This window comes from Mesorhizobium sp. HAY1-8B, from assembly GCF_056868045.1.
Genome location: NZ_CP200321.1, coordinates 5767312 through 5792675, shown reverse-complemented (window position 1 = coordinate 5792675; position 25364 = coordinate 5767312). Strand labels below are relative to the sequence as shown.

Sequence of the window (25364 nt, the reverse complement as noted above, 5' to 3'; positions counted from 1 at the left end):
GTTAGCATCCATTTGCTGATGCCGATGGGAGGCAGTTTTGCAACGGCGATCAGCTGGAGCGGCATGCGCCACCCGGCGCAAGGAGGATGCTCCAACACTTTGAACCGACGCATGATCCCTTCCCAGGACCGATCCCGGTCTTGGGGATTATGCGTCTCTGTGGAGGAGGATCAACCATGAACAGACGTGAATTCCTGATGACGTCCGTGGCCGCGGGCGCCATGGTGCTGGCCGCACGTTCGGCGTTCGCCGAGGAAAAGCTCACCATACTGGGCTCGGTGCCCAATCTCGGTTTTCCGTTCTTCGTGCACATGCTGAACGAGATCAAGGCCGAGGCGCAGGCTCAAGGGGTCAACCTGACCGAGAGCGACGGCCAGAACTCGGCCACCAAGCAGACCGCCGACATCGAGGCGGCCCTGGTGCAGAAGGTCAACGCCATCGTCATCTCGCCGCTCGACGTCAACGCGCTGGCGCCGGCGATCGAGGAAGCGGTCAAGGCCGGCGTTCCCGTGGTGACGATCGACCGCCGCGTCGACGGTGTCGAGGGCATACTGGCCCATGTCGGCGCCGACAATGTGAAGGGCGGCGAGGCGGAAGCGCAGGCGGTCGTGGCGGCGTTCCCCAATGGCGCCAAGCTGTTCCACCTGCAGGGCCAGCCAGGCGCCGGCCCGGCCATCGACCGCAACAAGGGCGTCCACAACGTGCTCGATCCCTTGAAGGACAAGTACCAGATCGTCTTCGAGCAGACCGCCAACTTCGCCCGCGCCGAAGCGCTGTCGGTGACGGAAGCCGGCCTTGCCGCCAATGGCAAGCCGGACGCCATCATCTGCGCCAATGACGACATGGCGCTCGGCGCGCTCGAGGCGTGCGCGGCGCGCAACTTCACCGACGTCAAGATCTACGGCTTCGACGCGCTGCCGGAAGCGCTGGTCGCGGTCCGCGACGGCAAGCTCGCCGGCACGGTCGAACAGTTCCCCGGCCAGCAGTCGCGCACCGCCGTGCAGATCGCGGTCGCCTACGCCAAGGACAAGACCGAGCCGAAGGAGAAGCTGGTGCTGTTGACGCCGATCGTCATCGGCAAGGACAATCTCGACAAGGCCGAGAGGCTGAACGAGACGAAGTAGGGTTGTGATCAGCGCTGGTGTGACGTTGTTCCGCCAGCAAGGATCGATCGCCGAAGTTGGCGCCGCCCCTCATCCGCCTGCCGGCATCTTCTCCCCGTATAGTGACGGGGAGAAGGGACTCGCTCCAACGCTGGCGCCTCCCTCTCCCTGTCTCTATACGGGGAGGGGGTAAGGGTGAGGGGCAGCGCAGACGTCTCGTGTCTCAGGGAGCCACCCTTGCCAGCTGAAGCCGCACCTGTCCTGCTCGCCGTCGAGGGTGTCACCAAGCATTTCGCCGGCGTCACCGCGCTGAGCGACGTCTCGCTCGACATCCGCGCCGGCGAAATCCTCGGCCTGCTCGGCGAAAACGGCGCCGGCAAATCGACGCTGCTCAAAATCCTGTCGGGCGTCATGCCGCCCTCCAGCGGCCGCATCACTTTCGACGGCGCCGACTACGCACCGTCCAGCCCGCAGGATGCCAAGCGGCTCGGCATCGTTACCATCTACCAGGAACTCAGCCTGATCCCGACGCTGACGGTCGCGGAGAACATTTTCATCGGCCGCGCGCCGGTTGGGCCGCTCGGGCTGGTGAGCTGGCGCAAGATGGAGGATGACTCGCGCGCGATCATCGCCCGCGTCGGGCTTTCCATCGATCCGATGACGCCGGTTTCGGCCCTGTCGGTGGCCGAACAGCAACTGGTCGAGATTGCCCGCGCGCTGTCGCTGAAGAGCCGGCTGATCATCATGGACGAGCCGACCTCGGCGCTGACCGAGACCGAGGTGCAGCGGCTTTTGTCGATCATGGACCGGCTGCGCCAGGACAAGGTCGCCATCATGTTCGTCACCCACCGGCTGGAGGAAGCGTCCGCCATCTGCGACCGCATGACGGTGCTGCGCGACGGCAGGCTGGCAGGGCATCTCGACCGCGACAAGGGACGGCCGATCCAGTTGCCGCGGATCATCGAGAAAATGGTCGGCCGCGCGGCTTCCGAACTTTACGCGCGACCCGCGCAGCGCGCGGTGGCGGGCGATGTCGTGTTGTCGGTGCGCGGCCTGCGCACCGTACGCGATCCCGAAGCGCCGCATGCCATCGTGCTCGACGGTGTCGACATCGACCTCAAGGCGGGCGAGATCCTCGGCGTCGCCGGGCTTGTCGGCTCCGGCCGCACGGAGCTGGCGCGGGCCATCTTCGGCGCCGACCGCATCGCGGCGGGAACGATCACGCTTGATGGCAGGCCGATCGCACCGGCATCGCCGGCCGACGCCATCGCGCTCGGCATCGGCCTGGTGCCGGAGGACCGCAAGCACCAGGCGATCTTTGCCGCCTTGGGCATCCTGCCGAATTTTTCCGTCGCTTCGCTCGGTACATTCAGCAACGGATTCGGCTTCATGGCCGAGCGGCGCGAGCGCGATGCGCTGTCGGGTTTCAGAAAAATGCTGTCGATCCGCATGGCCTCGGCCGAACAGGCGATCGAGGGCCTGTCGGGCGGCAACCAGCAGAAGGTGATCCTGGCGCGCTGGCTGGCGCGCGATCCCAAAGTGCTGATCGTCGACGAGCCGACGCGCGGCGTCGATGTCGGCGCCAAGGCGGAGGTCCACCAGATCCTGGTGCAATTGGCAGCGCGCGGCATAGCGGTGATGATGATCTCGTCCGAACTGCCCGAGGTTCTGGCGGTGTCGGACCGCATCGTCACCATGCGCCGGGGGCGCATCACCGGCGAAATGCCGGGCGTCGAGGCAAACGAGGAAAAACTGATGGAACTGATGGCGCTCGACAAGTTGGATACGCTTGGGCAGGACGCGCAGGGACAGCCAGCGGAGGGACAGGCACGATGAGCATCGCCGAAGAGCAGAGCCAGCGCGGCGGCGTGACGATCGCGCGGCTGTTGATGAGTTTCGGGCCGTTGCTGTTCCTGGCGGCGCTGGTCATCGTCTTCACCGTGCTGAAGCCGAGCTTCATCGACCCGATCAACCTGTTCAACATCACCCGGCAGATCTCGATCACCGGGCTGATCGCGCTCGGCATGACCTTCGTCATCCTCACCGCCGGCATCGACCTGTCGGTCGGCTCGCTGCTCGCCTTCTGCGGCATGGTGGCCGCCGTCGTCGCCAAGGGCGGGGCGGCCAACACGCTGTCGCTGTCGACATCAGGCACGCAGGGCTATGGCTGGTTCGCCGCACTTCTCGCCGCCGTCATCGTCGGTGCCGCCGCCGGCGGCGTGCAGGGGCTTGCCATCACCAGGCTGAAAGTGCCGCCCTTCGTCGTCACGCTGGGCGGGCTGACGGTGTTTCGCGGGCTGACGCTGACCATTTCCAATGGCGGCCCGATCTCGGGCTTCGACGCCTCGATGCGCTGGTTCGGCACCGGCCTGATCGGCCCGGTGCCGGTGCCGGCGATCATCTTCGCCATTGCCGCCATCCTGTGCCACATCGTGCTGCGCTACACGCGCTATGGCCGCGCCGTCTATGCGGTGGGCGGCAATGCGGAGGCGGCGCGGCTGTCCGGCCTGCGCGTCGACCGCATCCTGGTCTCGGTCTATGTCATTGTCGGCTTCTTCGCCGGGCTGGCGGCCTTCGTTTTGTCGGCACGGCTCAACTCCTCGGAAGCGGTCGCCGGCATCGGCTATGAGCTGACGGTGATTTCGGCCGTGGTCATCGGCGGCACCTCGCTGTTCGGCGGCATCGGCTCGGTCGGCGGCACGGTGGTGGGCGCGGCGCTGATCGGCGTGCTGCAGAACGGGCTGCAGTTCAACAATGTGTCGTCCTACACGCAAAGCATCGTCATCGGGCTGATCCTGATCCTGGCGGTGGCGTTCGACCGGTGGCTGAAATCGCGGGTGCGAAGGTGAGGGCTGCCATGAGGATAGCTTTAGCCGGAGCGTACCGAAGCATTGCAGTGGTGGCGATGCTGATGTCTCAAGCCCAAGCTGCGGACGCGCCGTATGATTGGAGCGACGAAGCGGGGGCGGAGTCCGCCAAGCGGATTATCGTGAAGTGCTTGGACGAGTTTGACGAGAGCAGGCAGATCGAACCGTGTGAATACAAGCCAAGCGACATTTGCGTCACGCAATTTGACAATGGGAGCGGAAACCAGCGTGCCCAGAACCAGTGTGCTTACTATTCGGGTATTGCCTGGGGCCAGGTTGTCGACGATGTCTATGCCCGCCTTGTGAAATCGGCAGGGGCTCCGAAGGACATAGCCAAATCGCAATCGATGTGGAGTGCGTGGAACGAGTTCGATTGCCACGCCATTTCAGACTATGACGGCACGAGGGCCTCAATGGACTATGGCGCGTGCAAGACCAGACATGCAGCGGCAAGAGTTTTTGAATTGTTGGAGTTGATCCCGCATCAGTGATGGCTGCGCGAGCGCTCCTTTGCGGGGACGCCCAACCAGCCATCCTCAACAGGTTTGGGCGCCTACGCCGCCTCCCTTGCCCACAACTGATGGCGGTACCGACGGAAGAAGCGCGCCACGAGGCGCTGCTGCCTGGCCCTGGTAAGGTCGGGCAGGCGCCGCTCCTGGCGCCAGCGCGGCATGTTGCGCCAGCAGGCTATGAAGCGGGTGGTATCCTCGATGGCTTCTTCCGCCGACAGGGCCGGGCCGATCGCGGCCAGGAACAGGGGCTCTGACTGCTTCAGCTCGTCGATGACGGCCTTGCGCCGAAAATGGTCCTGGCGGGCCTGCGCGATGCCGTTGCGGCGAATCGCCTCGAAGGCTTCGAGCAAAGCAGGGCTGTCGCCGGTGTAACCGCAGGCGCGGGCGAAATCGGCGGCATCCATCGTTGCTCCCGGGTCTGTGGCAGGCGACTCATATTTATTCAGATATATAAGCATAACTCAAAAAATTATAGAAGAGAAACTTTTGGCGAAGTGTTAAAACTGCGACTCAACTCCGGGCTGAAAAGGCAGGAATATACGAACAAATCAGGAACAAATGGGGTGGAGAGGCAATGGCATTGCCGGGCAGGAAACCAGTCATCGCGCATGTCGTCTCGATATCGGTCGAGTGCGCCGATTGCGGCCGCAACAGATGGTGGAAACCCGATGAACTCCGGCGCTTCGGGGTCACGGGCAGCACGCCGCTGGCGGAGCTTTCGGGCCGCATCGTCTGCTCGGCCTGCCGCGCCGACGGGCTGCCGGGCACGGCGGTGTCGATCCAGGCCGCGTTCATCGACGAGCGCCAGCGGGTGCGCAGCGAGGCGCAGATGCTGAGCGAGCGCGAGGTGCTGGTGGAGGCGAGGCGGGCTTGAGGGGGCGGGGCAGGCGCTGGTTCTTCCTTCTCCCGCAAGGGGAGAAGGAAAAACCGCCCAGCCCCTAATATCCCAGCAATTCCTTCAGCGGTATAACCCGCCAGACATGCTTGATCGCGTAGCGGTTGAAGGTCAGGGTCTTGGGCGGATTGTACTGCTCGACCACCAGCTCGCCCGCCGTGCGCTTGACCAGCTTCTTGATGAAGGCCTTGCCGTTGCGCTCGTTTTCTTCCGGAAATGTCTCGATCACCACATGGTCGCCGGGCACGGCGTCGCGGCCGCCGCAATAGATGAGGTCGCCGGGTTCGTAGCGCGGGACCATGGAATCGGAGAGCACGTGCAGCGCGAAGACCTTCGGCAGGTTGCGCACGCCCGGCGGGCGCTGCACGTAGCCGGCGGGCTCGCCGTTGAAGGTGAAGTCGCCGTCATCGCCGCCAACCGCGGCGCCCAGCACCTCGATATCCATTGATCCCGCGGGCATCGGGCCGGCATCGGTGACGATCTCGGCGTCGGCCACCGGGCCGGCATCGTCGAGGAAGACGACCTGCCCCTGGCCCAGCGCCACCGGGTCGACGCGCAGGAAGGCGGCGGTCTTCAGCAGGTTCTCGGTCTTGGGCAGGTTGCGCCCGGTTTCCCAATTGCCGACGGCGGCGACATCGGTGTCGTTGTGCTCGGCAATGTGGCGCATGACCAGGCCGCGCTGCTTGCGTGCCTGGCGTATCGCCGCCCCGACCTTGATCGACAGTTCCGTTTTTGCCATGGCGCCCATGTGAGCGATGAAAGCGGCTCTCGTCTATGAAAGAATGGCTTGCATCTATTTTTGAGTTATGCTTATATCTGGCCATGCAGAACCTGTCCAGCTTTGATGGCGCGGTAGCGCCGGCCTCCCGTGAGGCGCATCCGGCGACCGAAGTCGCCAGCCATTCCCTTCCGTCCCGGCCGTCCTCCTCCCCGGCCGGGGCGAAGCCCGAGCGCTCTGATGCCTCGGGTCCGGCCCGCCCGTCACCGGCGGCCGGAACGGCCGGAGCCGCCGATCCCCTCGGCTCCGGCCCCCCATTCGACCGGCACGCCGCCGGTCCCTATGCCCGCTCCTGCATCCGCACGCAGGACGGCACCGTCATCCTGTTCGAGCCGATGACGGGCAGGGCGGTTTCCGCTCCCGACAGAAAGACAGCGGAGGCGCGGCTGGCGCGCCTCACCGCCGGGCACTCGATCCGCTCGGGCTGATCCGCCTCCCGACTGATACCGGCGGCGAGCCGGCTTTCGCACCGAACACCCTGACCGTGGCCCTGACCGGGCCCGCACCCTGATGCCTGGCCGACGGCGCGCGCTTCCACGTGCTGCCGAAGGCAGACCCTTGGATGGAGCCTGGACATGGCAAGCTACAGCGACGCCGAATTGCAAGAGATCGCCCGCTGGCTGAAGGATGGGCTTTCGGCCTCGCGGATCGCGGCGGCGTTCAGCGCGCTGCGCGGCAGTCCGGTCTCGCGCAACGCCATCATCGGCATCGTGCACCGCAACGCCATGCTGGGCGCGATCGGCTTTGCCAATGGCCGGCCGCAAGGTGCCGAACGGGCAATGCGAAAGCCGGCGCCCGCAAGGCCGGCGAAGGGCAAAACCAATGGCAAGACGGCCGCCGGGGCGGACGCCGACAAGGCCGCCGTCGCGCGCAAGAACAAGGTCCGGGCGAGGCACGATCCGTCGCCGGCCTGGTTGCCGCCGCGCCTGTTCGTGCGCGAGGTGGGCGTGCTGATCGCCGATGGCGAAGCTTACCGCTTCAAGGTGCCGGCGCCGCAGCGCGGACCCATCGGCCGCCAGCCGCATGGCGTGGCGATGCGCTTCATCGATTGCCTGTTTTCCCGCTGCCGGGCGCCACTCGACCTGACATTGGAGGAGGATCCGCAAAACGATGCGCCGGGCGGCCGGCCGGGCGCCGAGATGCTGTGCTGCGGCATGCGCACGAAGGCATTGAAGAGCTATTGCGGCTACCACCAGGCCCGATTTCAGCGCCGGGTCTGCGCGTGAGCCTATTTCGGCATCTGGCGGCCCTGTTTGGGCATGCGGCTCTGCACCGTGCGTGCCTCCAGCCTCATGGCCGGGCCGCTGTCGGCAAGCAGAATGCCGGTGACGCGGGCGAAGCCGGTGAACACTTTTATGGCGTCGGATTCGGAGATCTGCGCCGCGATCGCGGCGCTGCAGGCGTTGAGCGCGCTGCGGTAGACATGGCCGCGCCGCTCGATCGGCCAGCGCTGCAGGAAATCAGCGGCGTCGCTGACGCTGTCGATCTCTTCGACATGCCCGTCCAGCGACACTTTAAGCGGTACTCCGGTTTTCATCGTACCCATGGCATTCACCTTCGTTCTGGGCGCGGCTTTCAAGCCAGCGCTTATAAACGCGCGAGGCCGTCAGGCGGTTGCATTACCTTCGTGCCTGCTTCAGGGGTTGGCTGCGGCGTCGAGCCAGTCATGCGCGCGACTTCGCGGCTTGACCACCAGTATGCCTTGTTGCCCGGCGGCGCCAGTGAAGGCTTCGAAGGCGGTGCGCGGGCAGCAATTGCCCTCGACCGCCTGCCTGACCAGCCGCGCGGCGTCGAGAAAGGCGGGGGCTGTCTTGTCGGGCCACTGGTGCTGCAACGCCGTCTCGGCTTCGGCCACCGACCCAACCAGCATGGTCTTGTTGTCGCAAAAGCGCAGCGTAACCGGTATGAAAGCTGTCATCGGCAAACCTCCCCTTGGCGTGGACGCGTCATAACGTGCGGGCCGGCGGCTGGTTCCATCAGTATGCGTGCAGATATGGGGCCGGCATGAGCGAGCGGCCCTTCATGCAGCTCTATGTCTCCGATTTCGTCGGCGACACGCTGCAACTCTCCACCGAGCAGATCGGCGCCTACATGCTCATCCTGATGGCGATGTGGAATGCTGGCGGCCGGCTGCCCGATGATGACGCCAAACTGGCGCGCGTGGCGCGCCTGTCGCTCAAGAGATGGCGTGCCATCAGCGCCGATCTGTTGACCTTCTTCGAGCGCGAGGCGGGCGAGATCGGCCACAAAAGGCTGACGAAGGAGCTGCGCAAGGCGCTGGTCAAAAGCGAGGCGAGGGCCGCCGCCGGCGCACGCGGCGGGGCCGCCACCGCCTTGAAAACAAAGGTGCATGCGGGACCAAATGCCGGCGCGTTGCCGCGGCATTCTCCAGACTCCAGAAACCAGAATGAAAAAGCTTCGGCTTTTTCCCCTGAAAATGCGGAAGCTCTTTCGGCTCAAGGAGCACAAGCGGCGGCGGTGTTCTCCCGGGAGAAGGCGGAGCCTTTGTCCCGCGCGGGCAAGACAGCTCCCGTTTTTCCGGGGAAGAAACCCGGCTGGGTCAGGCCGAAAACCCACACCGACGCCGCCAACGCCATCATCGAGGAGATCCGCAGCCATGACCGCAGCCGAACTGCAGCAGGCGACGAAGGCGCTGGCCGCGATGTTCTCCTGCTTCCCGCAATCCGCCCTGACTGATGTCGAGATGCAGATGCGCGGCTATCTCGGCGCGGTGCGCGACGCCGAGCTTGCCGATCTGCAGGCCGCCATCCAGCGCTTCGTGCGCGGCGAGGTGAGGAGCGGCAACGCCCAGTTCTGCCCGTCGAGCGCCCAGCTCTGCATCGAAGTGCGGGAGAGGAAAACGATGCGCGAGCTGATGGCAAGAAGGGCGGCGCAGGCGCCCATGAAGCAGGTGACGGGATGAGGTCGGCGGGACAAGCGACCTCTCCACCAAAACACCATACCTCAAACCCAAGGAGCCTCCCCATGCCCAGGAAAACCAAAGCCGCCAAACCGCAGGCGCCGAAACTGCCGAAGGGCGAGGCCGAGCAGGTGCGCATCCGCCGCGAGATCGGCCATGATTTCGCGCTGAGCGACGACGCCTTCGGCCGCAAGCGGCTGGCCGCCGGCACGGCTGAAGCACGGCGCGTCTACGAGGTGTCGAATGACGGTCACACCTCGACCGGCGGCATCGTGCGGGTCCGCACTGTCGATCCGCTCATCGGCATCACCTCGCTGTCGCGCCAGCAGCGCGAGGCCGGCCAGCGCTACCGCGAGGATTTCCAGTGCAGCCAGCAGGCGAGCGTCAAACCGATGCGTTGGAGCGAACGCGTCGACGGCGGCCGCAAGGGCGGCGGCATCGCCGACGGCGTGCTCGACGCCGGCCGCGCCCACGCCGCCGCCACACGGGCGCTGGGTCATTGGGAGGTTGCCGTCGTGGTGCAAAAAGTCTGCTGCGCGGGGGAGTCGGTGAAAGGCGTGGCCGAGCAGACCGGCGAGGGCCGCGACGTGGTGACGAAGCTGCTGAAGGTCGGGCTGGACCTCCTGGCGGTGCACTATGGGATGATGATGGGGCGGCGGGCGGAGACGCGTTTTTAGCTTGCTCGAGTGCTTTTCCTACGCCTTCGAAACCGCGACTACCTCCGCTTGAGGGTACTCGCGTTCCTCTTTGTAGAGAATGATGTAGCCGGGAAGGGCGGTTGCCTGCCATCCTTGAGGTAGGGGCTCTACGATATGTCTGATCGCAGATCGCGGGGTCAGAGGGCCGCCCAAGCTCACCAATGTGGTCTTATCGAAATCCGCGTCCGCTCTCTGATAGCGAAACGTATAAGGCAAGGCCTCTTTGAGTCGGGCAAGAGCGCTTGCCGCTGTCTCGCCATGGTCGATCGCGAACGCCATCTCCCGATCGATGTCGATCGGAAACTTGGCGTCATAGTTCTTGGGGTCGACTCTCGTGGTGTCGCGTTGCCGACCAGGATCGTTGGAGCCGAACCCGCTGCCATTCCAATCGATAGCCTTTACGCCGCCATAATGGCGGATGAGGTCCGATTCTAGATCCACCGCCGTGAACACAAAGATGCGCACCGCCTTAAAGCTTACACGCGCTGGGTCGAGGCCCACCCGGTGCATGATCTTGCGTGCATGGCGCGACAAGCGCTTCTGCAGTCCGGCCTCGGCGTCGGTTTTGCCGACATAGACGACGCGATCGTCGAGCAGAAGTTGATAGACACCCTGCTCCTCGGGAACCTCGTGCAAACTCGTGCTGTTGAGCGGAGCGGTATCAAGACCATCAAGCACCTCTATAAGCCGTGCCAACAGTGCGCCTGGAAGGTCGAACTCGAATTCGACGTAACCCTTCATTTAAGGAAGTCCGATCCCCCAAAAGTGAGATGACGTTTCACGCTACGCGCGACGATGTTCGCCAGTTCCACCGGCACGGCATTGCCGAGTTGGCGCATGGTTTCCGACCATGCTCCATGGAAACGGAAATTGTCTGGGAAGGTCTGCAAACGAGCGCTTTCGCGGACGGTGAAGTAGCGCACGCTGCCATCTGGCCGCAGCAGCATGTTCTCCCCACCCGGTACACCGTGAACGCCAGCTTTCAAGGTCTTGGCGGGTTCGTCGAGAGGGCTCCCTGTGTGGCCAGGGTAGGATCGCGCACCAGGCTGGAACCGATGGTTGTTGTGGTTCGCGGCCTTGCGCCACTCATGCTCGGGATCGGGCAGATCGCCAATCGCATCTCGTGTTGTCCGCCATGGTTCGGTTGTTGGTTTGGCGTCAAGTCGAGCCGCGCGTTCAGAATGTCGCTCTCCAACTTTGCGATCAGCGTTGCGAACCTTGTGTCGGTCCCAATAGTCGCCCTGGGTTTGGTCCCACAACAAGGTGTCCAGGGAATGCGTTTCCAGTGGAAAAGCCCACTTGATGTCGAGGTCGGCGCGGAAGCCGACAAAAACCACACGCTCCCGGCGTTGCGGGATTCCATAGTTGGCCGCGTTCAACACACGATGGACGACCCGATATTCCAGGCCCGCCGGACCGCGACGGCCGGTGTGATGCTTTTCAAGTCGACGAAGGTGGCTTTCCCAACCCTCCCCATGTTCCGCCGCGAGTTCCGGATAGGTCATCTGCAGGAGGATGTGCGAAAAGTAGGTGGCGAAGGTTTCGCGGGTTAGGCCCTTCACATTCTCGAAGATGAAGGCGCGAGGCTTGGTTTCTCGCAGTGCCCGGACCGCTTCTGGCCACATGTCACGGGAATCGGCGTGGGCTCGATGCTTGCCGCCCAGCGAGAACGGCTGGCAGGGCGGGCCGCCGGTCACCAAGTCCACCTTGCCTTCGTGCTCTCGAAAATCCACGTCGCGGACATCGCCCTCGATCGGCTCGGGCCAATCTCCAACCAGGCCAAGCCCATCCGCCCGGTTTTCGCGAATGGTGTCGCAGCACCACCGGTCCCATTCAACCACGGCCTGTGGCGTGAAACCGGCGCGGCTTACACCCATGCCAAGCCCGCCTGCGCCCGCGAAGAGCTCGATCGATTTCATGCTATTCCCCCACGAACTGGCGCAGTGTGTTCTCTAATTGTTCACTCTGCCGCAATTCGCACTCCCAGACAACCAGTACGTTCCAGCCAAGTCGTTTCAAGGCTTCTTGTTTTAGGACATCGCGCTCCGCGTTCGCCGATAGTTTCGGCCCCCAGAACTCCAGCCGTGACTTTGGAAGGCGGGCGAGTCGACACGCGGGATCATCGTGACGATGCCAAAAGCACCCGTGGATGAAAATCGCCTTTTTGCGTTTTCCAAAAACAATATCCGGTTTCCCCGGCAGGTCGCCACGATGGAGTCGGTAGCGATATCCCATCCGATGGAGAAGCCGACGCACTAGCATTTCCGGCTTCGTATCCCTGCCATGAATACGCGCCATCCGTTCGCTGCGTTCGGTGGTCGAAAGGGTGTCCACTTTTCCGTAGTCTCGATGATTCGCTATGATGGTGTTGTGTTTTGCCTCGAAAGTGAAGCCTCACCCCCTAAAACAGCGCCTTTTCCAGCGGCCCCTCCAGCGTCTCGGCGAACGCCGTCGCCAGGTGGTGCCGGTCGCGAAACGCCAGTTTGCCGCCGATGTAGACGTGGCACTCGGTCGGGCCGCAGAAGCGGTCGGTGAGGTCGACATAGAGCGTGTCGGGCACGCTTTTCACCACGGCGCGTTCTTGCGCCGCGCTGCCGTCATTGGCGGCTTGCGCCCTCGGCGTGTCGCAGCGCGAGGGGGCTTCGCGCCACCACAGCGCGCGGGCCACGCAGGAATCGGCGAAGCTGTCGCCGATCGGCGTGTCGCGGATGACCGCCGTCTCGACGCCGGCCTGGCTGAAGGCCTGCAAGGTGGAGCGCAGGCCGGCCTGCCAGCGCGCGGTTTCTTGTTTGCGGCCGGCGGCGCTCATGTCGCGCGTCAGATTGCCGATCGAGAATTCCGAGATCACCACCAGGCGCGGCTTGCGGCGGATGATTTCCGCTATCGCCTGTTCGCGCCAGGCGTCGCATTCGGTGTAGTCGCGCTTCAGCACCGTGTTGAAGGTCGAGAGCCGCGAGGCGCGGCACGAGGATTTGAGATAGGTGACCACTTTTGTGTCGTTGCGACTCGCCGCCTCGACCAGCGGTGTCGACCAGTGATCGGCATGCGAGTCGCCGAACAGCACGATGGTGTGGGCGGCGTCGGCCGGGCCGAACGTGCAGGGTTTGGGCTTCACCGTGTGGAAGTCGAGCAGGCAGTTCTTGTCGGTGGCGCGCGCGATGGAGGGCTGTTCGGCGGCCTCTTCGATGCCGCGCTGGGCCGGGTCGATGTTGCGCGTGGCCAGATGCGCGTTGGCATAGGCCACGGCCACGCCGACGCCGGTCAGCGCCAGGGCGGGGGCGAGCGCTCGAGCGCCGGCCATCAGCCCGCCGCCAAGGCGCGCCGGGTTCTCGATCAGGTGGTAGGTGAGGAACGCCAACGCCAGCGCCAGCGCGGCGCAGCCGAGGCGCTGCGGGGTGGTGAGGTCCGGCGCCAGCATCCCGGCATAGACGATGACAGGCCAATGCCAGAGATAGAGCGAATAGGAGAGCGTGCCGATCCATTGCAGGGGCGGCAGCGAAAGCACGGTGGCCGGCGCCAGGGCCTGCCAACCGGTCGGGCTGGCTCTGTGGCCGACGCGTTCCTCGCCCGCGCCGCTCAAAAGCACCAGCACCGTGCCGGCAACCGGGAGAACCGCGTACCAGCCGGGGAAGGGCAGGTCTTCGCTCAAGGTGAGATAGGCCGCCGCGATCAGCGCCAGGCCGAGCCAGCCCTGCGCCGCGCGCAGCCCTGGCCGGCGCTGCCACAAGGCCGCGGGCGCCAGCGTCGCCAGGCCGCCGGCGGCGAACTCCCAGGCGCGCAGCGGCGAGAAGTAGAAGGCCCAGGCCGGCGAAAGGCTGGTGAGCCACAGGCAGGCGGCAAAGGAGGCGAGGCCGGCGACGCCGATCACCACGACCGCCATGCGCTTGCCCCGATGCAGCCAGGCGGCGAAGAGCAGCAGCGCCGGCCAGACGAGATAGAACTGCTCCTCCACCGACAGCGACCAGAAATGGATGAAGGGATTGCTCAAGGCATCGGCGGCGAAATAGTCGAACGACCAGCGCAGCAGCCACAGATTGATGGCGTAGGCCGAGGCGAACATGGCGCCGCGCGAATAGAGCGCCTGCTCCTGCGGCGCGAGGATGAAATAGCCCGCGCCAAGCGTCGCCAGGATGACGAACAGGGCCGCCGGCAGAAGCCGCCGGGCGCGCCGGGCATAAAAGCGCCAGAGGTCGAGCCGGCCGGTCCTGGTGATCTCGCCCATCAGATGCGTCGTGATCAGCCAGCCGGAAATGACGAAGAAGATGTCGACGCCGGCAAAGCCGCCGGGCAAGGCCGTGAGGCCGAAATGATAGGCGACGACGCCGCCGACCGCCAGCGCGCGCAACCCCTGTATGTCTGGCCGGAACGATGCCGTCACGAGGCCTCCTTCGTGCGCCCAAGCCCAACAACCCTGCCCAAGCCCAGCGCTTGCCGATCTCGGCCGGGCAGGTCGCTATCGCAATGCAGCAAGTTTTTCGCAGTGCAACATGGCCAGAACAAGGAGACGAGGGAGAGACTCAAGGCGTGCCACGGCCGCGCGGCCGGCGATCACGGAACCGTGTCTGGCCCTTGCTTGACGCGACGCGGCGGCGATGCGATCTCGGCTCGTCATTTTGGCAAGGGGATATCATGAAGAAGACCTACGAAAAGCCGGTGCTCGTGAAGCGCGAGCAGCTTTCCCGCGTCACCGCGGCCAGTGTGGCATCGGGAAAGCCCGTCTAAGCCGGCTGGTTTCGCCGCTCGCAGGCGGGCGGCGAGGCGGACCGTTGTCGGGCACCTCGACTGTTCGACAGCCCACCATCAAAAAACAGCCCCGCGAACGGGGCTGTTTTTTTAACGGAGGGCAAACGCTATCAGCTGCCGCCGTTCAATTTCACGCTGCTGCAGAATTCCGGATGGGAGTTGGCGGGAGTGGCGTTCTTGGCCTCGTCCGCACAAGCCGTCTTCATCGAAGCCTGGTCGTCCGGCGTCAGCGCCTTCCAGGCTTTGACGAAATCGTCATTGCCGCGCAGGGTCTTCATGCTGGAATCGGTGTAGAAGGGCTGCATCTTGGCCGGATCGTCGAGAGCGGATGTGCCGGTGCTGCCGCCCGCGAGAGCGGAGCCGGCGGCCATTGAAAGCGCCACGGCGCCAAGACAGATCATCTTGATATTCATGATAGGATCCTTCCCTGTTGCTTTGTGACCGTCGAAGCAACGATCAAGGTTATAACGGAAGGATTTGGGTAAAAGTTCCGGTTTCCAGCGCGAAATGGCGCTCGATTTTCCAAAATATATCTGAAAAATCTTGAAACTTTTCTGGATTTTATCGTAATCCCGGACGAAAGCTCCTTTGTTGCATTATGATCGCGCAACAATCCCACTGCCGACGCGAAACGCGGGCGGCGCGGGCGGGCCGGACGCGGCAGCATCCGGCCATTTCAGAATTTCCCGGCCCCGTGATTGTTCCGTGCCGGCCGCCGAAAAAGGCCCCACCGGCAGGGCCAGCGGGGCATTGATCGGAGGTCTGCGATCGCCCGGGGGCGATCCCTGGAGCAACGAGAACGGCTTGCGAAAAGTTTCACGACCCTGGGCGCGGCTGTTGCCGTGGGTGGCCGGGATCGACCGGCTCCCGACCCGCCCCTGAGGCCGGCCTGTCGCGCGGCGCCGCGCTGCGATATTCTCTGGCGATGAAACTCGGCCAGAGCATAGGGTTCTGTACCTCCGCCGACGGCACGCGCATCGCCGTCGCCTCATGCGGGAAGGGCGAGGTGATCGTGCGGGCAGCGCACTGGATGAGCCATGTCGACTATGATCTGGAAAGCCCCATCTGGCGGCCATGGCTGCAGGCGCTATCGGCCCGCAACCGGTTCGTGCGCTACGACCCGCGCGGCTGCGGCCTGTCGGACCGCCATGTCGCCGATCTCTCGATCGAAGCGTGGCACGCCGACCTCGACGCGGTGACGGCAACCATCGAGGAGCCAAGATTCGTCCTGCTTGGCCTTTCGCAGGGCGGCGCGCTCAGCATTGCGTACGCGCTGAGGCATCCCGAACGTGTGTCGCATCTTGTACTTTTGAACGCTTACGGCCAGGGCGGGCGGGTGCGGGCCAAGACCGAGGCCGAACGGTTGGAAGCGGAAACGCTGGTCAATTTTGTCCGCATCGGCTGGGGACGCGAAAACCCGGCGTTCTGCCGGTTCTTCACCAATTTGTTCATCCCCGACGGGACGCCCGAACAGCATCGCTGGTGGGGTGACCTCGAACGCGTGACGGCAACCGCCGACGTCGCCGCGCAGCTGCTCTCGCACATGCAGGGGATCGACGTGCTGGACCTTGCGGCCCGGCTGCGCGTCCCGACGCTGATCGCGCATAGCCGAGGCGACATGCGGGTGCCGTTCGACGAAGGCTGCAAGCTTGCCGCGGCGATCCCCGGCGCACGCTTCGTGCCGCTTGAAAGCAAGAATCACGTGCTCCTGCCGGACGAACCGGCCTGGGCCGTGTTCCAGGACGAACTGGCCGCCTTCCTCGGGCGAGAGCGGCCCAAGCAGCCACAAATCATCCGCGAGGCCGGCCTGACAGCCGCCGAGACGGCGCTGCTGGAGCTGGTCGCGGAGGGGCTCGACAACCGAGCGATCGCCGAACGCCTCGGCAAGAGCGTCAAGACCGTGCGCAACCAGCTGTCGGCGATCTTCAGCAAGCTTGGCGTGCACAGCCGATCGCAGGCGATCGTCATGGCCCTGTCGGGCATGGGCCGGACGCCATCGTGACATTGTCCGGCAAGGGCCGGACATTTGGGGCGGATCGACAGCGCATCGGTCGCCGAGGCGGGGGCGAAGGCGGGACATCTGTCCCTCGATGGCCGCGATTTTCCTGGCCGCGCGGGACCGCCGTATCATGCCAAGGGCCATTGCGGGGTCTATCCCCTCGATCGACGGCGCGACAAGGCGCCGTTCGACAGGGGAAACCGACATGACGCAACTCAATGAAGCAACGCTCAACGAACTGGTTGGCCGCATCCTTGGCGACCTTGGCGGCGCGGTCAGCGTGCCGCTGGTGCGCATCGGCGACGCGCTCGGCCTGTACAAGACGCTGAAGGAGATCGGCCCGGCAAGTGCCGACCAGCTCGCCGACGCGGCGGGCTGCTCGCCCCGCTATGTCAGGGAATGGCTCTCGGCGCAGGCGGCCTCCGGCTACGTGCATTATGAGCAGGGGCGGTTCTCGCTGACGCCGGAGCAGTCCTTCGTTTTTGCCGAGCCCGACAGCCCGGTCAATCTGATCGGCGGGTTCGATACCGCGGCCGCGATGGTCGAGAACCAGCCCAAGGTGCAGGCGGCCTTCAAGACCGGGCGCGGCGTTGCCTGGGGCGATCAGGCAGGCTGCCTGTTCTGCGCGGTCGCACGCCTGTTCCGGCCGGGTTACGTCAATGCCCTCGTGCAGGATTGGCTGCCGGCGCTGGACGGGGTGGTCGACAGGCTGAAGGCGGGGGCTGTCGTGGCCGATGTCGGCTGCGGGCACGGGCTGTCGACGATCCTGATGGCGCAGGCGTTCCCGGCCTCGCGGTTCACCGGTTATGACTTCCATCCGGCCTCGATTGCCGCCGCGACCGCGCATGCCCGCTCGCACGGGCTGGCCAACCTCACTTTCGAGGTCGGCCGGGCGCAGGATTTCGGCGGCAGCGGCTTCGACCTCATCACCTGTTTCGACTGCCTGCACGATATGGGCGATCCGAAGGCCGCGGCGGCGCATATCCGCCAGGCGCTGAAGCAAGGCGGCACTTGGATGGTGGTCGAGCCGATGGCCGGCAACACGCTGGAGGAAAACATCAATCCGGTCGGAAGGCTCTATTACGCGGCCTCGACGATGATCTGCGTGCCGACCTCGCTGGCGCAGGAGACGGGGCTCGCGCTTGGCGCGCAGGCCGGAGAGACCCGCCTTGCGGAGGTCATCCGGTCAGGTGGCTTTTCGCGTGTCCGGCGCGCCGCCCAGACGCCGCTCAACATGGTGCTCGAAGCGACCTGACAGACCGATATCCGCAGCCTCTCGCGGCGAGGGGTAAAGGCTGGCTCGAGCTGTTGTTCGAGCCGGCCTGGCCGCGCTTTTCCCGGGAAAACCGTCTCACACTTTTCCTGGAATTGGCCTAGCCGGCGTTGCCGCCCGCCGGCGCCGTCTCGATCTCCTGGAGATAAAAAACCTTGCTCGGCTGCAGATGGTCGACGCAGAGCTGCGCCAGCACCCAATTGTCCCTGCGTTTCAGTGCCTCGATCATCATCGTGTGGTGCTGGCGCGAGACGTCGAGCTTTTCCCGGTCGGCCAGCGAATTGGCCCGCACGGGCAGGCTGAGCCGCATGTAATGCTCGATCGAGGAGACGAGATAGGCGTTGCCGCAGGCCGAGAACATTGTGAGATGGAAACGGTCATTGGCCTCGTGGATGCCTCTGAGATAGCCGTTGTCGACATGGCTGCTGTAAGTGCGGTGGATGTCGGTCAATTGCGCGATCAGTTCATCGCTGACCGGCAGCGGGATCATCAGCGCCGCCTGGCGCTGCAGCATTTCGCGCACTTCATAGATCTGGCGCACCTCGTCTGGCGCGAGCCGGCGCACCATGGCGCCCTTGTTGCGCTCGCGCGTGACGATGCCGAGTTTTTCCAGCTGATAGAGCGCCTGGCGGATGGTGTGGCGTGAAACCGGGAAGCGGGCGAGGAGCACATCCTCGACCAGGCGCGTGCCGGGCGCCAGCCTGCCGAAGATGATGTCTTCCTCCAGCGCGTGTACCGTGTCGGCTTCCTTGCCGCCATAGTCGAAGCCGTTGAGCATCGCGAATCCTTGTCGTTCCCGGCGCCTTGTCTGGCGGGGATGTCATTCTAGGCGGTTCATCGTTTTACGGAAACGCCGAACCGATCTGTCTTGCTTGACGCGATTTCCCTGGGGAAGCGCACGCTTTCCCGGGAAACCGCTTCACACTTCTTCAGGAATTGCGTTCGCGCACAAGGCTGACCACGAGCCTGTCAAGCAGCGGGTCGTCCAGGCTGACAGGCTGGCACATCCGCAGCGCCTGCCTGAGGCTGAGCCCGCCGACTGCCTGGCGCATTATGACCGAGACGCAGGCCGGTCCGGATCCGGTCAGAACGAAGGCATTGCCGATCAGGACCGGTTCCGAGAACGGCGCCCATTGCACGGCCATCACCGACGGCTCCCTGGTCTGGCGCCGGTTGATGCCGGCGAAATAGATCCAGTTCAGCCGCGAGATCGCCACGCCATAGTGCCAGCCGGGCACGCGCGCTCCGCCCTGGCGGTGGCCTTCGGCCCATCGGGTCACGCGCCTGAAAGTCACGCGCTCGGCCTCGCGCCGCACGAAGGTGACCGACCGCATGACAAGGTCGGGGCGGTCCGGAACCGCGAAGTAGGTGAAATAGGCGCCGCTGGCGATGGCGGGGGACGGGCCGCGCACCATGTTCTCGTAAAGGATCTGGTGGATGGGTGACAGGCCCGCGTCCGCGGGCGCCTCCGGCGCGCGGTACAATTCATCCTCATCGATCCGGAAATAGTCGCAGATCAGCTTGGCCGTCGCCCGGTTGGGCATGCTCTTGCCTTGCAAATAGCGCTCGAACTGCGTGCGGTTCATGTTCAGTCCGCGGCATACGGCGGCCACCGACGCATGGCTGCTCACCAGCCGTCGGAGATTCCTGGCAAGATTCCCGCGGATTGGCACGACACCGCCTCTCGACAGCTGTCCGGATCGCTATCCAAGAAATTGCTTATATTTCGTCAATCTCTCACACCATCGCGCTGACGCGAATGGGACCTTTGGCCAATAAGGCCCTTGCACTGTTCGACGGCTGCCCTGGCCCGGCCACTGTCAAATGAGGCCCGCGCCGTGCCCTCGGGGATCGCGCGCGGCACCTATTTCTCTGACGCTGCCCGTTCGAGGACGGCAATGCGTCTGTCGGTCTCAACCTGCGCGACCTGCATCAGCGTATCGATCTCGATCATGGCTTCGACATGGTGCGCATCGATGACCGCCTTTCGCGCGAGGGTCAAAAATCCCCTGACGATCCGCAAGGTCTCGACAACGCTGGGTTGGTTTGACACGGGCATCCCTCCTCAGGCTACAACCACCAAGTGGTTGCAACGTTCCCCATGATGAATTGACTCGCCATTGCTGCATGGAGGCGTACAGTCCCCCGGTCGTCCGCCTTTCACGGCATCCGGACGCTTGGAAGCCAACTCAGGTGCTCCCGCCACCAATGCGGAGGCTAAAATGGCTGACTACCATTCAAGCAAGAATATATCCGCCCGGGACTGCGAGATTATTCGCGGTGCCTTCAGGAAATCGGTCGTGGAAAATCGCATTGCCGAACAGGAATGGCGAATGCACGCCGAGGAGCTGGCGCGCGAATTGACCGACATTGACGAGATCGACCCGGACGTTCTGGACTGGATTGTGGCCAAGTAGGCTTTACCGTCCGCCGAAGAGGACCCGCACGGCGTCAGTCGACGTCGCTGACTTTCGGTGTGGCCTTGCGGGCGGCGGTCCTGGGCTTGGAGCCAGCGGATTCGGCTGGAGTTGGTTCGTCGGAAGAGAGCCGCTGTGCCCGCAGCCGAGCGGTCTTGGCCTCACGCGCCTGACGTTCTCCGGCAATGATGGATCGAGACTCGCGGGTGGCGCGTTCAATCCGGTTCTTGTCCTGCGGCATTCGGCCCAAGGAATTCTCCTTCGATTGGCAGCAGAATGCGCGCCAGGAGAAAATGTTCCGACGGGGATGGGACGAAAACGAACTCATTGCCCGGAACCGGGAGTCGACGGGGAAGTTGTGGCAAAGCTCCTTCAACCCTTTCGAAAGCCGCTCCATGGAAAAAACGTTCAACCGCATGGCCGGCGCGGTCGCCCGCGCCACCGGCAGACCTTCGGCCTTCGCCCTGTGCCTGACATCGGTGTTGATCTGGGCGGCGACCGGTCCGGTCTTTCACTATTCCGAGACCTGGCAGCTCATCATCAACACCGGAACCACGATCATCACTTTCCTGATGGTCTTTCTCATCCAGAACACACAGAACCGGGATGGTGCGGCCATCCAGGCCAAGCTGGACGAACTCATCCGGTCCGGTCTGGGCAAGAATGACTTTATCGGGATCGAGCATCTCACGGAGAGGGAGGTGGAGGAATTTCGCTCCGCCTGCGAGCGGGCCAAGACGGCGAACGCGGAAAAGGCGGAAAAGGCGGAAGAGGGCTAGCCTCCTTGAGCCTCGCGTGGCGGCGCGGCCGTGGCCCGGCTCTCTATTTCCTTCAGCTCTGCATCGATGGCCGCGGGCGAAGCGTGTTCAAGCCCCACCACCTCGTTGCGGGCGGCGTCCAGGGCGACGATTATCTCATTGAGCTTCGCCTGCATGGCCGAGGTGTCGCGGTAGTTCTGGATCAGGACCACGCCTGTCAGGCACATCGCTGAAATGGATATGATGTAGGTTCCGAGCGTCGCGCTGGTGAGCAGTGCGCAGACGAGCGCAGCGGCCAGCATCACGTAGAAGCCCGGCGGCTTGGAGAAGAACTCGGCGAGGGCATAGAGAGGTCTGTCCACCCAAATCTCCGCCTGAGGATGCAAGGAGCCCGCCATGCCGATGAGGGCCGCGAGCTCCTTGCCGATCGGCAAGCCGCCGATCGGACTGACTGATGTAATGTCCGAGAAAGAAGCCGGTTCCAGCTGATGTCACCAAAGATCGGCTTCAGCCCAGCTTCACCTTCGGTTCGCGTGCCCACAAGCGCAGGTCGCCGAGACTGGTGACGAAGCCTGCCACGTCCTTGGCCGATGCAAGCGGGATCACCGCTTCATCCTGGACAATGCCGGCCTTGTCCAACAGTGGTGCCGCCGCTTCGACGAAGCCGATGAACTTGCAGTGCGCGAAGGCGTCGGCGACAAAATCGCGGGCGTTCGATTCCTTCAGCAGGTCGGCCATTGCGGGTTTTGCCGGCAGGAGTGCGATGGCGTCGTAAAGAACCGACGGTGCGCCAGCGATCATCTGCTGCGCGTCGATCCAGCCGCCGTCGCTCGCCTTGGCGCCGCCGACCTTGGGCGCGATGATCTCGAACTTGGCTCCGGCCTTGGTCAGCGCCTGCTTCAAGGCATTCAGCAAACCGGCATCCGTTCCCTCGGTCACCAAGATGCCGAGCTTGCGGCCCTCGAAACGGCCGGGGCCGTTCTTGAGGATGCTGAGCGCATCCGAGGCGGGAAGATCCCTGCGCGTCGGCACCGCCGCATCGGCGGGCTTCGGCATGGCTTTCAAGCCGAGTGCATCCGCCACCTTGCCGGCCAGGCCGTCATCGATGTTGAGAAGGTGGGAAACGATGCGCTCGCGAATGACAGGCGTCCGCACCTTGCTCAGTTCGAAGGTCAGCGCGGCGGCGATATGGCCTTGCTCCACGGGGTCCTGGCTGATGTAGAACTGGCGCGCCTGGCTGTAATGGTCGGCGAAGGTTTCCGACCGCAGCCGTGCCTTCGGTCCGGCTTCGACCTCGGCAAAGGAACGGAAACCCTTTTGCGGGGATTTGCGCGGACCTTCATCCCATGAGTTGGGCTGGTAGTTGGCGCGCCCGACCGGGTTGCGCATCGCCATGTGGCCGTCCTGCTGGAAATTGTGGAAGGGGCATTTCGGCGCGTTGATCGGGATGTGGGTGAAATTGGTGCTGCCCAGCCGTTTGATCTGCGTGTCGAGATAGGAGAAATTCCGGCCCTGCAACAGGGGATCGTTGGAGAAGTCGACGCCGGGCGGCACGTTCTGCGTCATGAACGCGACCTGCTCGGTCTCGGCGAAGAAATTGTCGGGCATGCGATCGAGCACCAGGCGGCCGACCGCGATCGGCGGCAGCACCTCCTCGGGAATGAGTTTTGTCGGATCGAGGATGTCGAAATCGAAACTGTCGGCGAAAGCCTGGTCGAAGAGCTGCAGCTGCAGCTCCCATTCCGGGAAATTGCCGGCATGGATCGCGTCCCAGAGATCGCGGCGGTGGAAGTCGGGGTCGGCGCCGTTGATCTTGACCGCCTCGTTCCAGGCGACCGACTGGAGGCCGAGCTTCGGCTTCCAGAGGAATTTCACGAAGGTCGATTCATCCTTGGCGTTGAGCAGCCGGAAGGTATGGACGCCGAAGCCTTCCATGAAGCGCAGCGAGCGCGGGATGGCGCGGTCGGACATCGCCCACATGATCATGTGCATGCTTTCAGGCGTGAGCGAGATGAAGTCCCAGAAATTGTCGTGCGCGGTCTGCGCCTGCGGGAAATCGCTGTCGGGCTCGGCCTTCGCGGCGTGGATCAGGTCGGGAAACTTGATCGCGTCCTGGATGAAGAACACCGGTATGTTGTTGCCGACAATGTCCCAGTTGCCTTCCTGCGTGTAGAGCTTGACGGCGAAGCCGCGCACGTCGCGGGCAAGGTCGGCCGAACCCTTGTTGCCGGCGACCGTGGAGAAGCGCACGAAAGCCGGCGTCTTCTCGCCAGCGCGCTGAAAGATGTCGGCGCGGGTGTATTTGGCCAGTGATTTATAGGTTTCGAAATAGCCGTGGGCGCCATAGCCGCGCGCATGGACGACGCGCTCGGGAATGCGCTCGTGATCGAAGTGGAAGATCTTTTCGCGGAAATGGAAGTCCTCGAGCACCGTCGGGCCACGGGCGCCGATCTTGAGCGAGTTCTGGTCGTCCGAGACCGGCCCGCCTTGCGCGGTGGTCAGCACCGGCGTCGAGCCGGATGCGGTCTGGTGCAGTTCGCCGCCTTCGCCGCGCTGCAGTTTCTGATCGTGAATGGTCGCGGCCGTTCCGGCCGGCTTGGATGTTTGCTTGGCCATGACTGAAGTCCTCGAGGGGTCAATGCGCGGGCTGCGCTGGTTCCTCAATCTCTGGCGGGGCAATGTGTTCCCTGCCGATTTCAAATCCGGACGTAAAGAAGGCCGCCGGTTGGTACGGCGGCCTTCGGGTGCTTCAAGAGCGAAGAAGCCCTCAGAGGTTCTTGTTGATCGCGGCGGCGGTCTTGTTGGTCGCGTCCTTGACCGCGGACTTGGCGTCGCCGACGGCCTTCTGGACCTTGCCCTTGGCTTCCTGTGCCGCGCCTTCGGCGCGCAGGCGATCATTGCCGACGGCCTTGCCGACACCTTCCTTGGCCTTGCCTACAGCCTGATTGGCGAGACCCGAGGCCTTGTCACTGGTGCTTCCCATGGAATGTTCCTTTTTGCGAATTGTCTGCCTGACCGGCGAGGACCAACGTCGCTTTGTCGGGAAGGTTCCGCATGCCATGGGTCCGCATGCCATGGAGAGCGCGGCAAACGAAAAGGCCCGCCACCGACGCGAGGGGTGACGGGCCTTCTGGAGTAGACCGGGCGTCCCACCGCCCGGCCGTTTGCAAAACCTGTCAGCGGGACGATCGTTCCATCGTGACGAAAAGCCCGTCTTCCGCGACGCATGCGGGCGGCCTTGATCGCCAGATAAAAGAAACCCCGCCGGCCGGGGCCTGGCGGGGCTGATTGGAGGAGTAGCGGATCGAATGGGAGACGATCCACCCCTGAAACGCAAACGCCGCGCAAAGGTTCCGCTCTTTCTCCGTCAGTTCCTGTCCACCGGCTTCGAGCGCATGCGTGACACCGTCTCGCGCTCCGCCCGCTTGGAGCGCAGCGGCGGCAGGCCGCGGTCGATCAGGTCCATGTCCTCCAGCACCATGTCGCCCATGCGCTTGAAGGCGATGTCGAGCGCGCCGGCGCGGTGGGCCGAGCGCAGGAAGCCGGGCAGGGTGCGCACGGGATGGTCCGGCGCCAGCGGTTCTTCCGGAAAGACGTCGCTGGCGGCGACGATGTGGCCGCTTCTCACCGCCGCCATCAGTGCCGGGAAGTCGACCACGCCGGCGCGGCTGAGCAGGATAAAGGCAGCGCCCTTGCGCATTTTCGCAAAGGCATCGGCACCGAGAAAACCCTGGTTCTCGGAGGTTACCGAGGCGACGACGAAGACGAAGTCGCTGCGCGACAGCACCTCGTCGAGCGAGGCCGGCTCGACGCCATTGTCGATCAGGATCGATGGCGGCAGCCAGGGGTCGAAGACCCGCGTGCGGGTACGGAAGCCCGACAGCAGGCGGTTCAGCGCGCGGCCGAGATCGCCGAAGCCGACGATGCCGACATCGGCGCCCGACAGAAGCCGTGCCGTCGAATTGCCGTCGCCGCCCCACAACTCCTTGCCTTGCCGGAAGGCGAGGTCGGCGTCGACGATGCCGCGGGCAAGGTTCAGCGCCATGGCAAGGCCAAGCTCGGCCACCGGATCGGCGAAGACGAGGCCGGTGGTGACGACATGGATGCCGCGCGCGAACAGCGTCTCGTAAGGCATGTTGTTGAGGAGGTTGCTCTCGACGTTGAAGACGCAGCGCAGCGCCTGCATGGCGTCGAGGGTTCCGGGCGCGATCGGCGGCTGGCCGACGATGTAGCGGGCCTGCGCCAGCACATCGGCCGGCAGGCTGGCGACGCCATCGGCCGTGGTTTCAACGACGCGGTATTTCGCCTTGAAGCGCGCCAGCTGCGGCGGCGTGAAGATCAGCTCGAGCGTGCGTGGCTCCGGCGCGCTGATCACCAGCGGCAAATCCTTGTTCGACATGA

The 25364-nt window shown here is 64.4% G+C and carries 32 protein-coding genes; 15 read left to right on the top strand and 17 right to left on the bottom strand.

What is annotated here, in order from left to right:
* Positions 1-176: 176 nt before the first annotated feature.
* The 4 genes from AC1VON_RS27810 (at position 177) to AC1VON_RS27795 (ending at position 4461) form a co-directional block, all read left to right on the top strand.
* Positions 177-1124, top strand: a complete 948-nt coding sequence (locus AC1VON_RS27810) for a substrate-binding domain-containing protein (protein WP_172349396.1) — start codon at positions 177-179, stop codon at positions 1122-1124.
* 216 nt (positions 1125-1340) lie between these two features.
* Positions 1341-2939 carry a sugar ABC transporter ATP-binding protein gene (locus AC1VON_RS27805; RefSeq protein WP_483125560.1) on the top strand — a complete coding sequence of 533 codons (1599 nt, stop codon included), beginning with the start codon at positions 1341-1343 and terminating at the stop codon, positions 2937-2939.
* Entirely contained in the window at positions 2936-3952 is a 1017-nt protein-coding gene (locus AC1VON_RS27800) for an ABC transporter permease (RefSeq protein ID WP_140774098.1), read from the top strand. The genes AC1VON_RS27805 and AC1VON_RS27800 overlap by 4 nt, the downstream gene beginning before the upstream one ends.
* The gene (locus tag AC1VON_RS27795; RefSeq protein ID WP_483125559.1) at positions 3925-4461 is read left to right on the top strand and encodes a lysozyme inhibitor LprI family protein; all 537 of its coding nucleotides are present in this window, start codon (positions 3925-3927) and stop codon (positions 4459-4461) included. The genes AC1VON_RS27800 and AC1VON_RS27795 overlap by 28 nt, the downstream gene beginning before the upstream one ends.
* 62 nt (positions 4462-4523) lie before the next feature.
* Here the strand turns inward: AC1VON_RS27795 and AC1VON_RS27790 are convergent, their stop codons facing one another.
* Positions 4524-4886: a hypothetical protein gene (locus AC1VON_RS27790; protein ID WP_483125558.1), complete on the bottom strand. Its 363-nt coding sequence runs from the start codon at positions 4884-4886 to the stop codon at positions 4524-4526.
* A gap of 170 nt (positions 4887-5056) precedes the next feature.
* Here AC1VON_RS27790 and AC1VON_RS27785 point away from each other — a divergent pair, with 170 nt between their 5' ends.
* Complete coding sequence (locus AC1VON_RS27785) at positions 5057-5356, top strand: hypothetical protein (protein ID WP_140774096.1); 300 nt, start codon at positions 5057-5059, stop codon at positions 5354-5356.
* 64 nt (positions 5357-5420) lie between these two features.
* On the opposite strand, the gene AC1VON_RS27780 is transcribed toward AC1VON_RS27785, so the two are convergent.
* Positions 5421-6125 carry an XRE family transcriptional regulator gene (locus tag AC1VON_RS27780; protein WP_483125557.1) on the bottom strand — a complete coding sequence of 235 codons (705 nt, stop codon included), beginning with the start codon at positions 6123-6125 and terminating at the stop codon, positions 5421-5423.
* A 74-nt stretch (positions 6126-6199) separates the two neighbouring features.
* Between AC1VON_RS27780 and AC1VON_RS27775 the strand changes: the two genes are divergently transcribed.
* Together AC1VON_RS27775 and AC1VON_RS27770 are read left to right on the top strand one after the other, a co-directional pair.
* Positions 6200-6583 (top strand): hypothetical protein, encoded by a 384-nt coding sequence (locus AC1VON_RS27775; protein ID WP_483125556.1) that lies wholly within the window; start codon positions 6200-6202, stop codon positions 6581-6583.
* Between the two features lie 147 nt (positions 6584-6730).
* The gene (locus AC1VON_RS27770) at positions 6731-7381 is read left to right on the top strand and encodes a GcrA cell cycle regulator (protein ID WP_483125555.1); all 651 of its coding nucleotides are present in this window, start codon (positions 6731-6733) and stop codon (positions 7379-7381) included.
* A gap of 2 nt (positions 7382-7383) precedes the next feature.
* Here AC1VON_RS27770 and AC1VON_RS27765 read toward each other — a convergent pair whose 3' ends face one another.
* Both AC1VON_RS27765 and AC1VON_RS27760 read right to left on the bottom strand, forming a co-directional pair.
* Entirely contained in the window at positions 7384-7701 is a 318-nt protein-coding gene (locus tag AC1VON_RS27765; RefSeq protein ID WP_172349402.1) for a DUF982 domain-containing protein, read from the bottom strand.
* A 90-nt stretch (positions 7702-7791) separates the two neighbouring features.
* Positions 7792-8073 carry a DUF982 domain-containing protein gene (locus tag AC1VON_RS27760; protein ID WP_172349403.1) on the bottom strand — a complete coding sequence of 94 codons (282 nt, stop codon included), beginning with the start codon at positions 8071-8073 and terminating at the stop codon, positions 7792-7794.
* Between the two features lie 86 nt (positions 8074-8159).
* Between AC1VON_RS27760 and AC1VON_RS27755 the strand changes: the two genes are divergently transcribed.
* The 3 genes from AC1VON_RS27755 to AC1VON_RS27745 all read left to right on the top strand — a co-directional run bounded on the left by AC1VON_RS27755 (position 8160) and on the right by AC1VON_RS27745 (position 9752).
* Entirely contained in the window at positions 8160-8852 is a 693-nt protein-coding gene (locus AC1VON_RS27755; protein WP_483125554.1) for a YdaU family protein, read from the top strand.
* A complete protein-coding gene (locus AC1VON_RS27750; protein ID WP_483125553.1) occupies positions 8773-9078 on the top strand; it encodes a hypothetical protein in 306 nt (101 codons plus the stop codon). Before AC1VON_RS27755 ends, AC1VON_RS27750 begins: the two co-directional genes overlap by 80 nt.
* A gap of 62 nt (positions 9079-9140) precedes the next feature.
* Entirely contained in the window at positions 9141-9752 is a 612-nt protein-coding gene (locus AC1VON_RS27745) for a DUF6456 domain-containing protein (RefSeq protein WP_483125552.1), read from the top strand.
* A gap of 18 nt (positions 9753-9770) precedes the next feature.
* On the opposite strand, the gene AC1VON_RS27740 is transcribed toward AC1VON_RS27745, so the two are convergent.
* The 4 genes from AC1VON_RS27740 to AC1VON_RS27725 form a co-directional block, all read right to left on the bottom strand.
* A complete protein-coding gene (locus AC1VON_RS27740; protein ID WP_483125551.1) occupies positions 9771-10514 on the bottom strand; it encodes a GIY-YIG nuclease family protein in 744 nt (247 codons plus the stop codon).
* Entirely contained in the window at positions 10511-11692 is a 1182-nt protein-coding gene (locus AC1VON_RS27735) for a DNA cytosine methyltransferase (protein ID WP_483125550.1), read from the bottom strand. Before AC1VON_RS27735 ends, AC1VON_RS27740 begins: the two co-directional genes overlap by 4 nt.
* 1 nt (position 11693) lies before the next feature.
* On the bottom strand, positions 11694-12107 hold the full coding sequence (locus AC1VON_RS27730) for a very short patch repair endonuclease (RefSeq protein ID WP_483125549.1): 414 nt from the start codon (positions 12105-12107) through the stop codon (positions 11694-11696).
* 67 nt (positions 12108-12174) lie between these two features.
* Positions 12175-14151, bottom strand: a complete 1977-nt coding sequence (locus AC1VON_RS27725) for an acyltransferase family protein (RefSeq protein ID WP_483125548.1) — start codon at positions 14149-14151, stop codon at positions 12175-12177.
* 251 nt (positions 14152-14402) lie between these two features.
* Between AC1VON_RS27725 and AC1VON_RS27720 the strand changes: the two genes are divergently transcribed.
* Complete coding sequence (locus tag AC1VON_RS27720) at positions 14403-14495, top strand: putative RiPP precursor (RefSeq protein WP_206681920.1); 93 nt, start codon at positions 14403-14405, stop codon at positions 14493-14495.
* A 131-nt stretch (positions 14496-14626) separates the two neighbouring features.
* On the opposite strand, the gene AC1VON_RS27715 is transcribed toward AC1VON_RS27720, so the two are convergent.
* Positions 14627-14929: a hypothetical protein gene (locus tag AC1VON_RS27715; RefSeq protein WP_172349413.1), complete on the bottom strand. Its 303-nt coding sequence runs from the start codon at positions 14927-14929 to the stop codon at positions 14627-14629.
* Positions 14930-15441: 512 nt separating this feature from the next.
* Here AC1VON_RS27715 and AC1VON_RS27710 point away from each other — a divergent pair.
* Together AC1VON_RS27710 and AC1VON_RS27705 are read left to right on the top strand one after the other, a co-directional pair.
* Entirely contained in the window at positions 15442-16518 is a 1077-nt protein-coding gene (locus AC1VON_RS27710) for an alpha/beta fold hydrolase (protein ID WP_172349414.1), read from the top strand.
* Positions 16519-16720: 202 nt separating this feature from the next.
* A complete protein-coding gene (locus tag AC1VON_RS27705; protein WP_172349415.1) occupies positions 16721-17770 on the top strand; it encodes a class I SAM-dependent methyltransferase in 1050 nt (349 codons plus the stop codon).
* A 118-nt stretch (positions 17771-17888) separates the two neighbouring features.
* On the opposite strand, the gene AC1VON_RS27700 is transcribed toward AC1VON_RS27705, so the two are convergent.
* From AC1VON_RS27700 to AC1VON_RS27690, 3 genes are all read right to left on the bottom strand, one after another.
* A complete protein-coding gene (locus AC1VON_RS27700; RefSeq protein ID WP_483125547.1) occupies positions 17889-18566 on the bottom strand; it encodes a GntR family transcriptional regulator in 678 nt (225 codons plus the stop codon).
* 151 nt (positions 18567-18717) lie between these two features.
* Positions 18718-19461 carry a helix-turn-helix domain-containing protein gene (locus tag AC1VON_RS27695; protein WP_483125546.1) on the bottom strand — a complete coding sequence of 248 codons (744 nt, stop codon included), beginning with the start codon at positions 19459-19461 and terminating at the stop codon, positions 18718-18720.
* A 191-nt stretch (positions 19462-19652) separates the two neighbouring features.
* Entirely contained in the window at positions 19653-19841 is a 189-nt protein-coding gene (locus AC1VON_RS27690; RefSeq protein WP_172349418.1) for a hypothetical protein, read from the bottom strand.
* 169 nt (positions 19842-20010) lie between these two features.
* On the opposite strand from AC1VON_RS27690, the gene AC1VON_RS27685 reads away from it, so the two are divergent.
* A complete protein-coding gene (locus tag AC1VON_RS27685) occupies positions 20011-20205 on the top strand; it encodes a hypothetical protein (RefSeq protein WP_483125545.1) in 195 nt (64 codons plus the stop codon).
* A 34-nt stretch (positions 20206-20239) separates the two neighbouring features.
* Here the strand turns inward: AC1VON_RS27685 and AC1VON_RS27680 are convergent, their stop codons facing one another.
* Positions 20240-20446, bottom strand: a complete 207-nt coding sequence (locus AC1VON_RS27680; RefSeq protein ID WP_172347036.1) for a hypothetical protein — start codon at positions 20444-20446, stop codon at positions 20240-20242.
* A 154-nt stretch (positions 20447-20600) separates the two neighbouring features.
* Here AC1VON_RS27680 and AC1VON_RS27675 point away from each other — a divergent pair, with 154 nt between their 5' ends.
* Positions 20601-20984: a low affinity iron permease family protein gene (locus AC1VON_RS27675; protein WP_483125544.1), complete on the top strand. Its 384-nt coding sequence runs from the start codon at positions 20601-20603 to the stop codon at positions 20982-20984.
* On the opposite strand, the gene AC1VON_RS27670 is transcribed toward AC1VON_RS27675, so the two are convergent.
* The 4 genes from AC1VON_RS27670 to AC1VON_RS27655 form a co-directional block, all read right to left on the bottom strand.
* Entirely contained in the window at positions 20981-21397 is a 417-nt protein-coding gene (locus AC1VON_RS27670) for a low affinity iron permease family protein (protein WP_483125543.1), read from the bottom strand. The genes AC1VON_RS27675 and AC1VON_RS27670 overlap by 4 nt on opposite strands.
* 73 nt (positions 21398-21470) lie before the next feature.
* The gene (gene katE, locus AC1VON_RS27665) at positions 21471-23579 is read right to left on the bottom strand and encodes a catalase (RefSeq protein ID WP_483125542.1); all 2109 of its coding nucleotides are present in this window, start codon (positions 23577-23579) and stop codon (positions 21471-21473) included.
* A 151-nt stretch (positions 23580-23730) separates the two neighbouring features.
* Positions 23731-23946, bottom strand: coding sequence for a CsbD family protein (locus AC1VON_RS27660; protein ID WP_019859538.1), 216 nt, complete (start codon positions 23944-23946; stop codon positions 23731-23733).
* A 384-nt stretch (positions 23947-24330) separates the two neighbouring features.
* Complete coding sequence (locus AC1VON_RS27655; protein ID WP_483125541.1) at positions 24331-25362, bottom strand: hydroxyacid dehydrogenase; 1032 nt, start codon at positions 25360-25362, stop codon at positions 24331-24333.
* Positions 25363-25364: the final 2 nt, after the last annotated feature.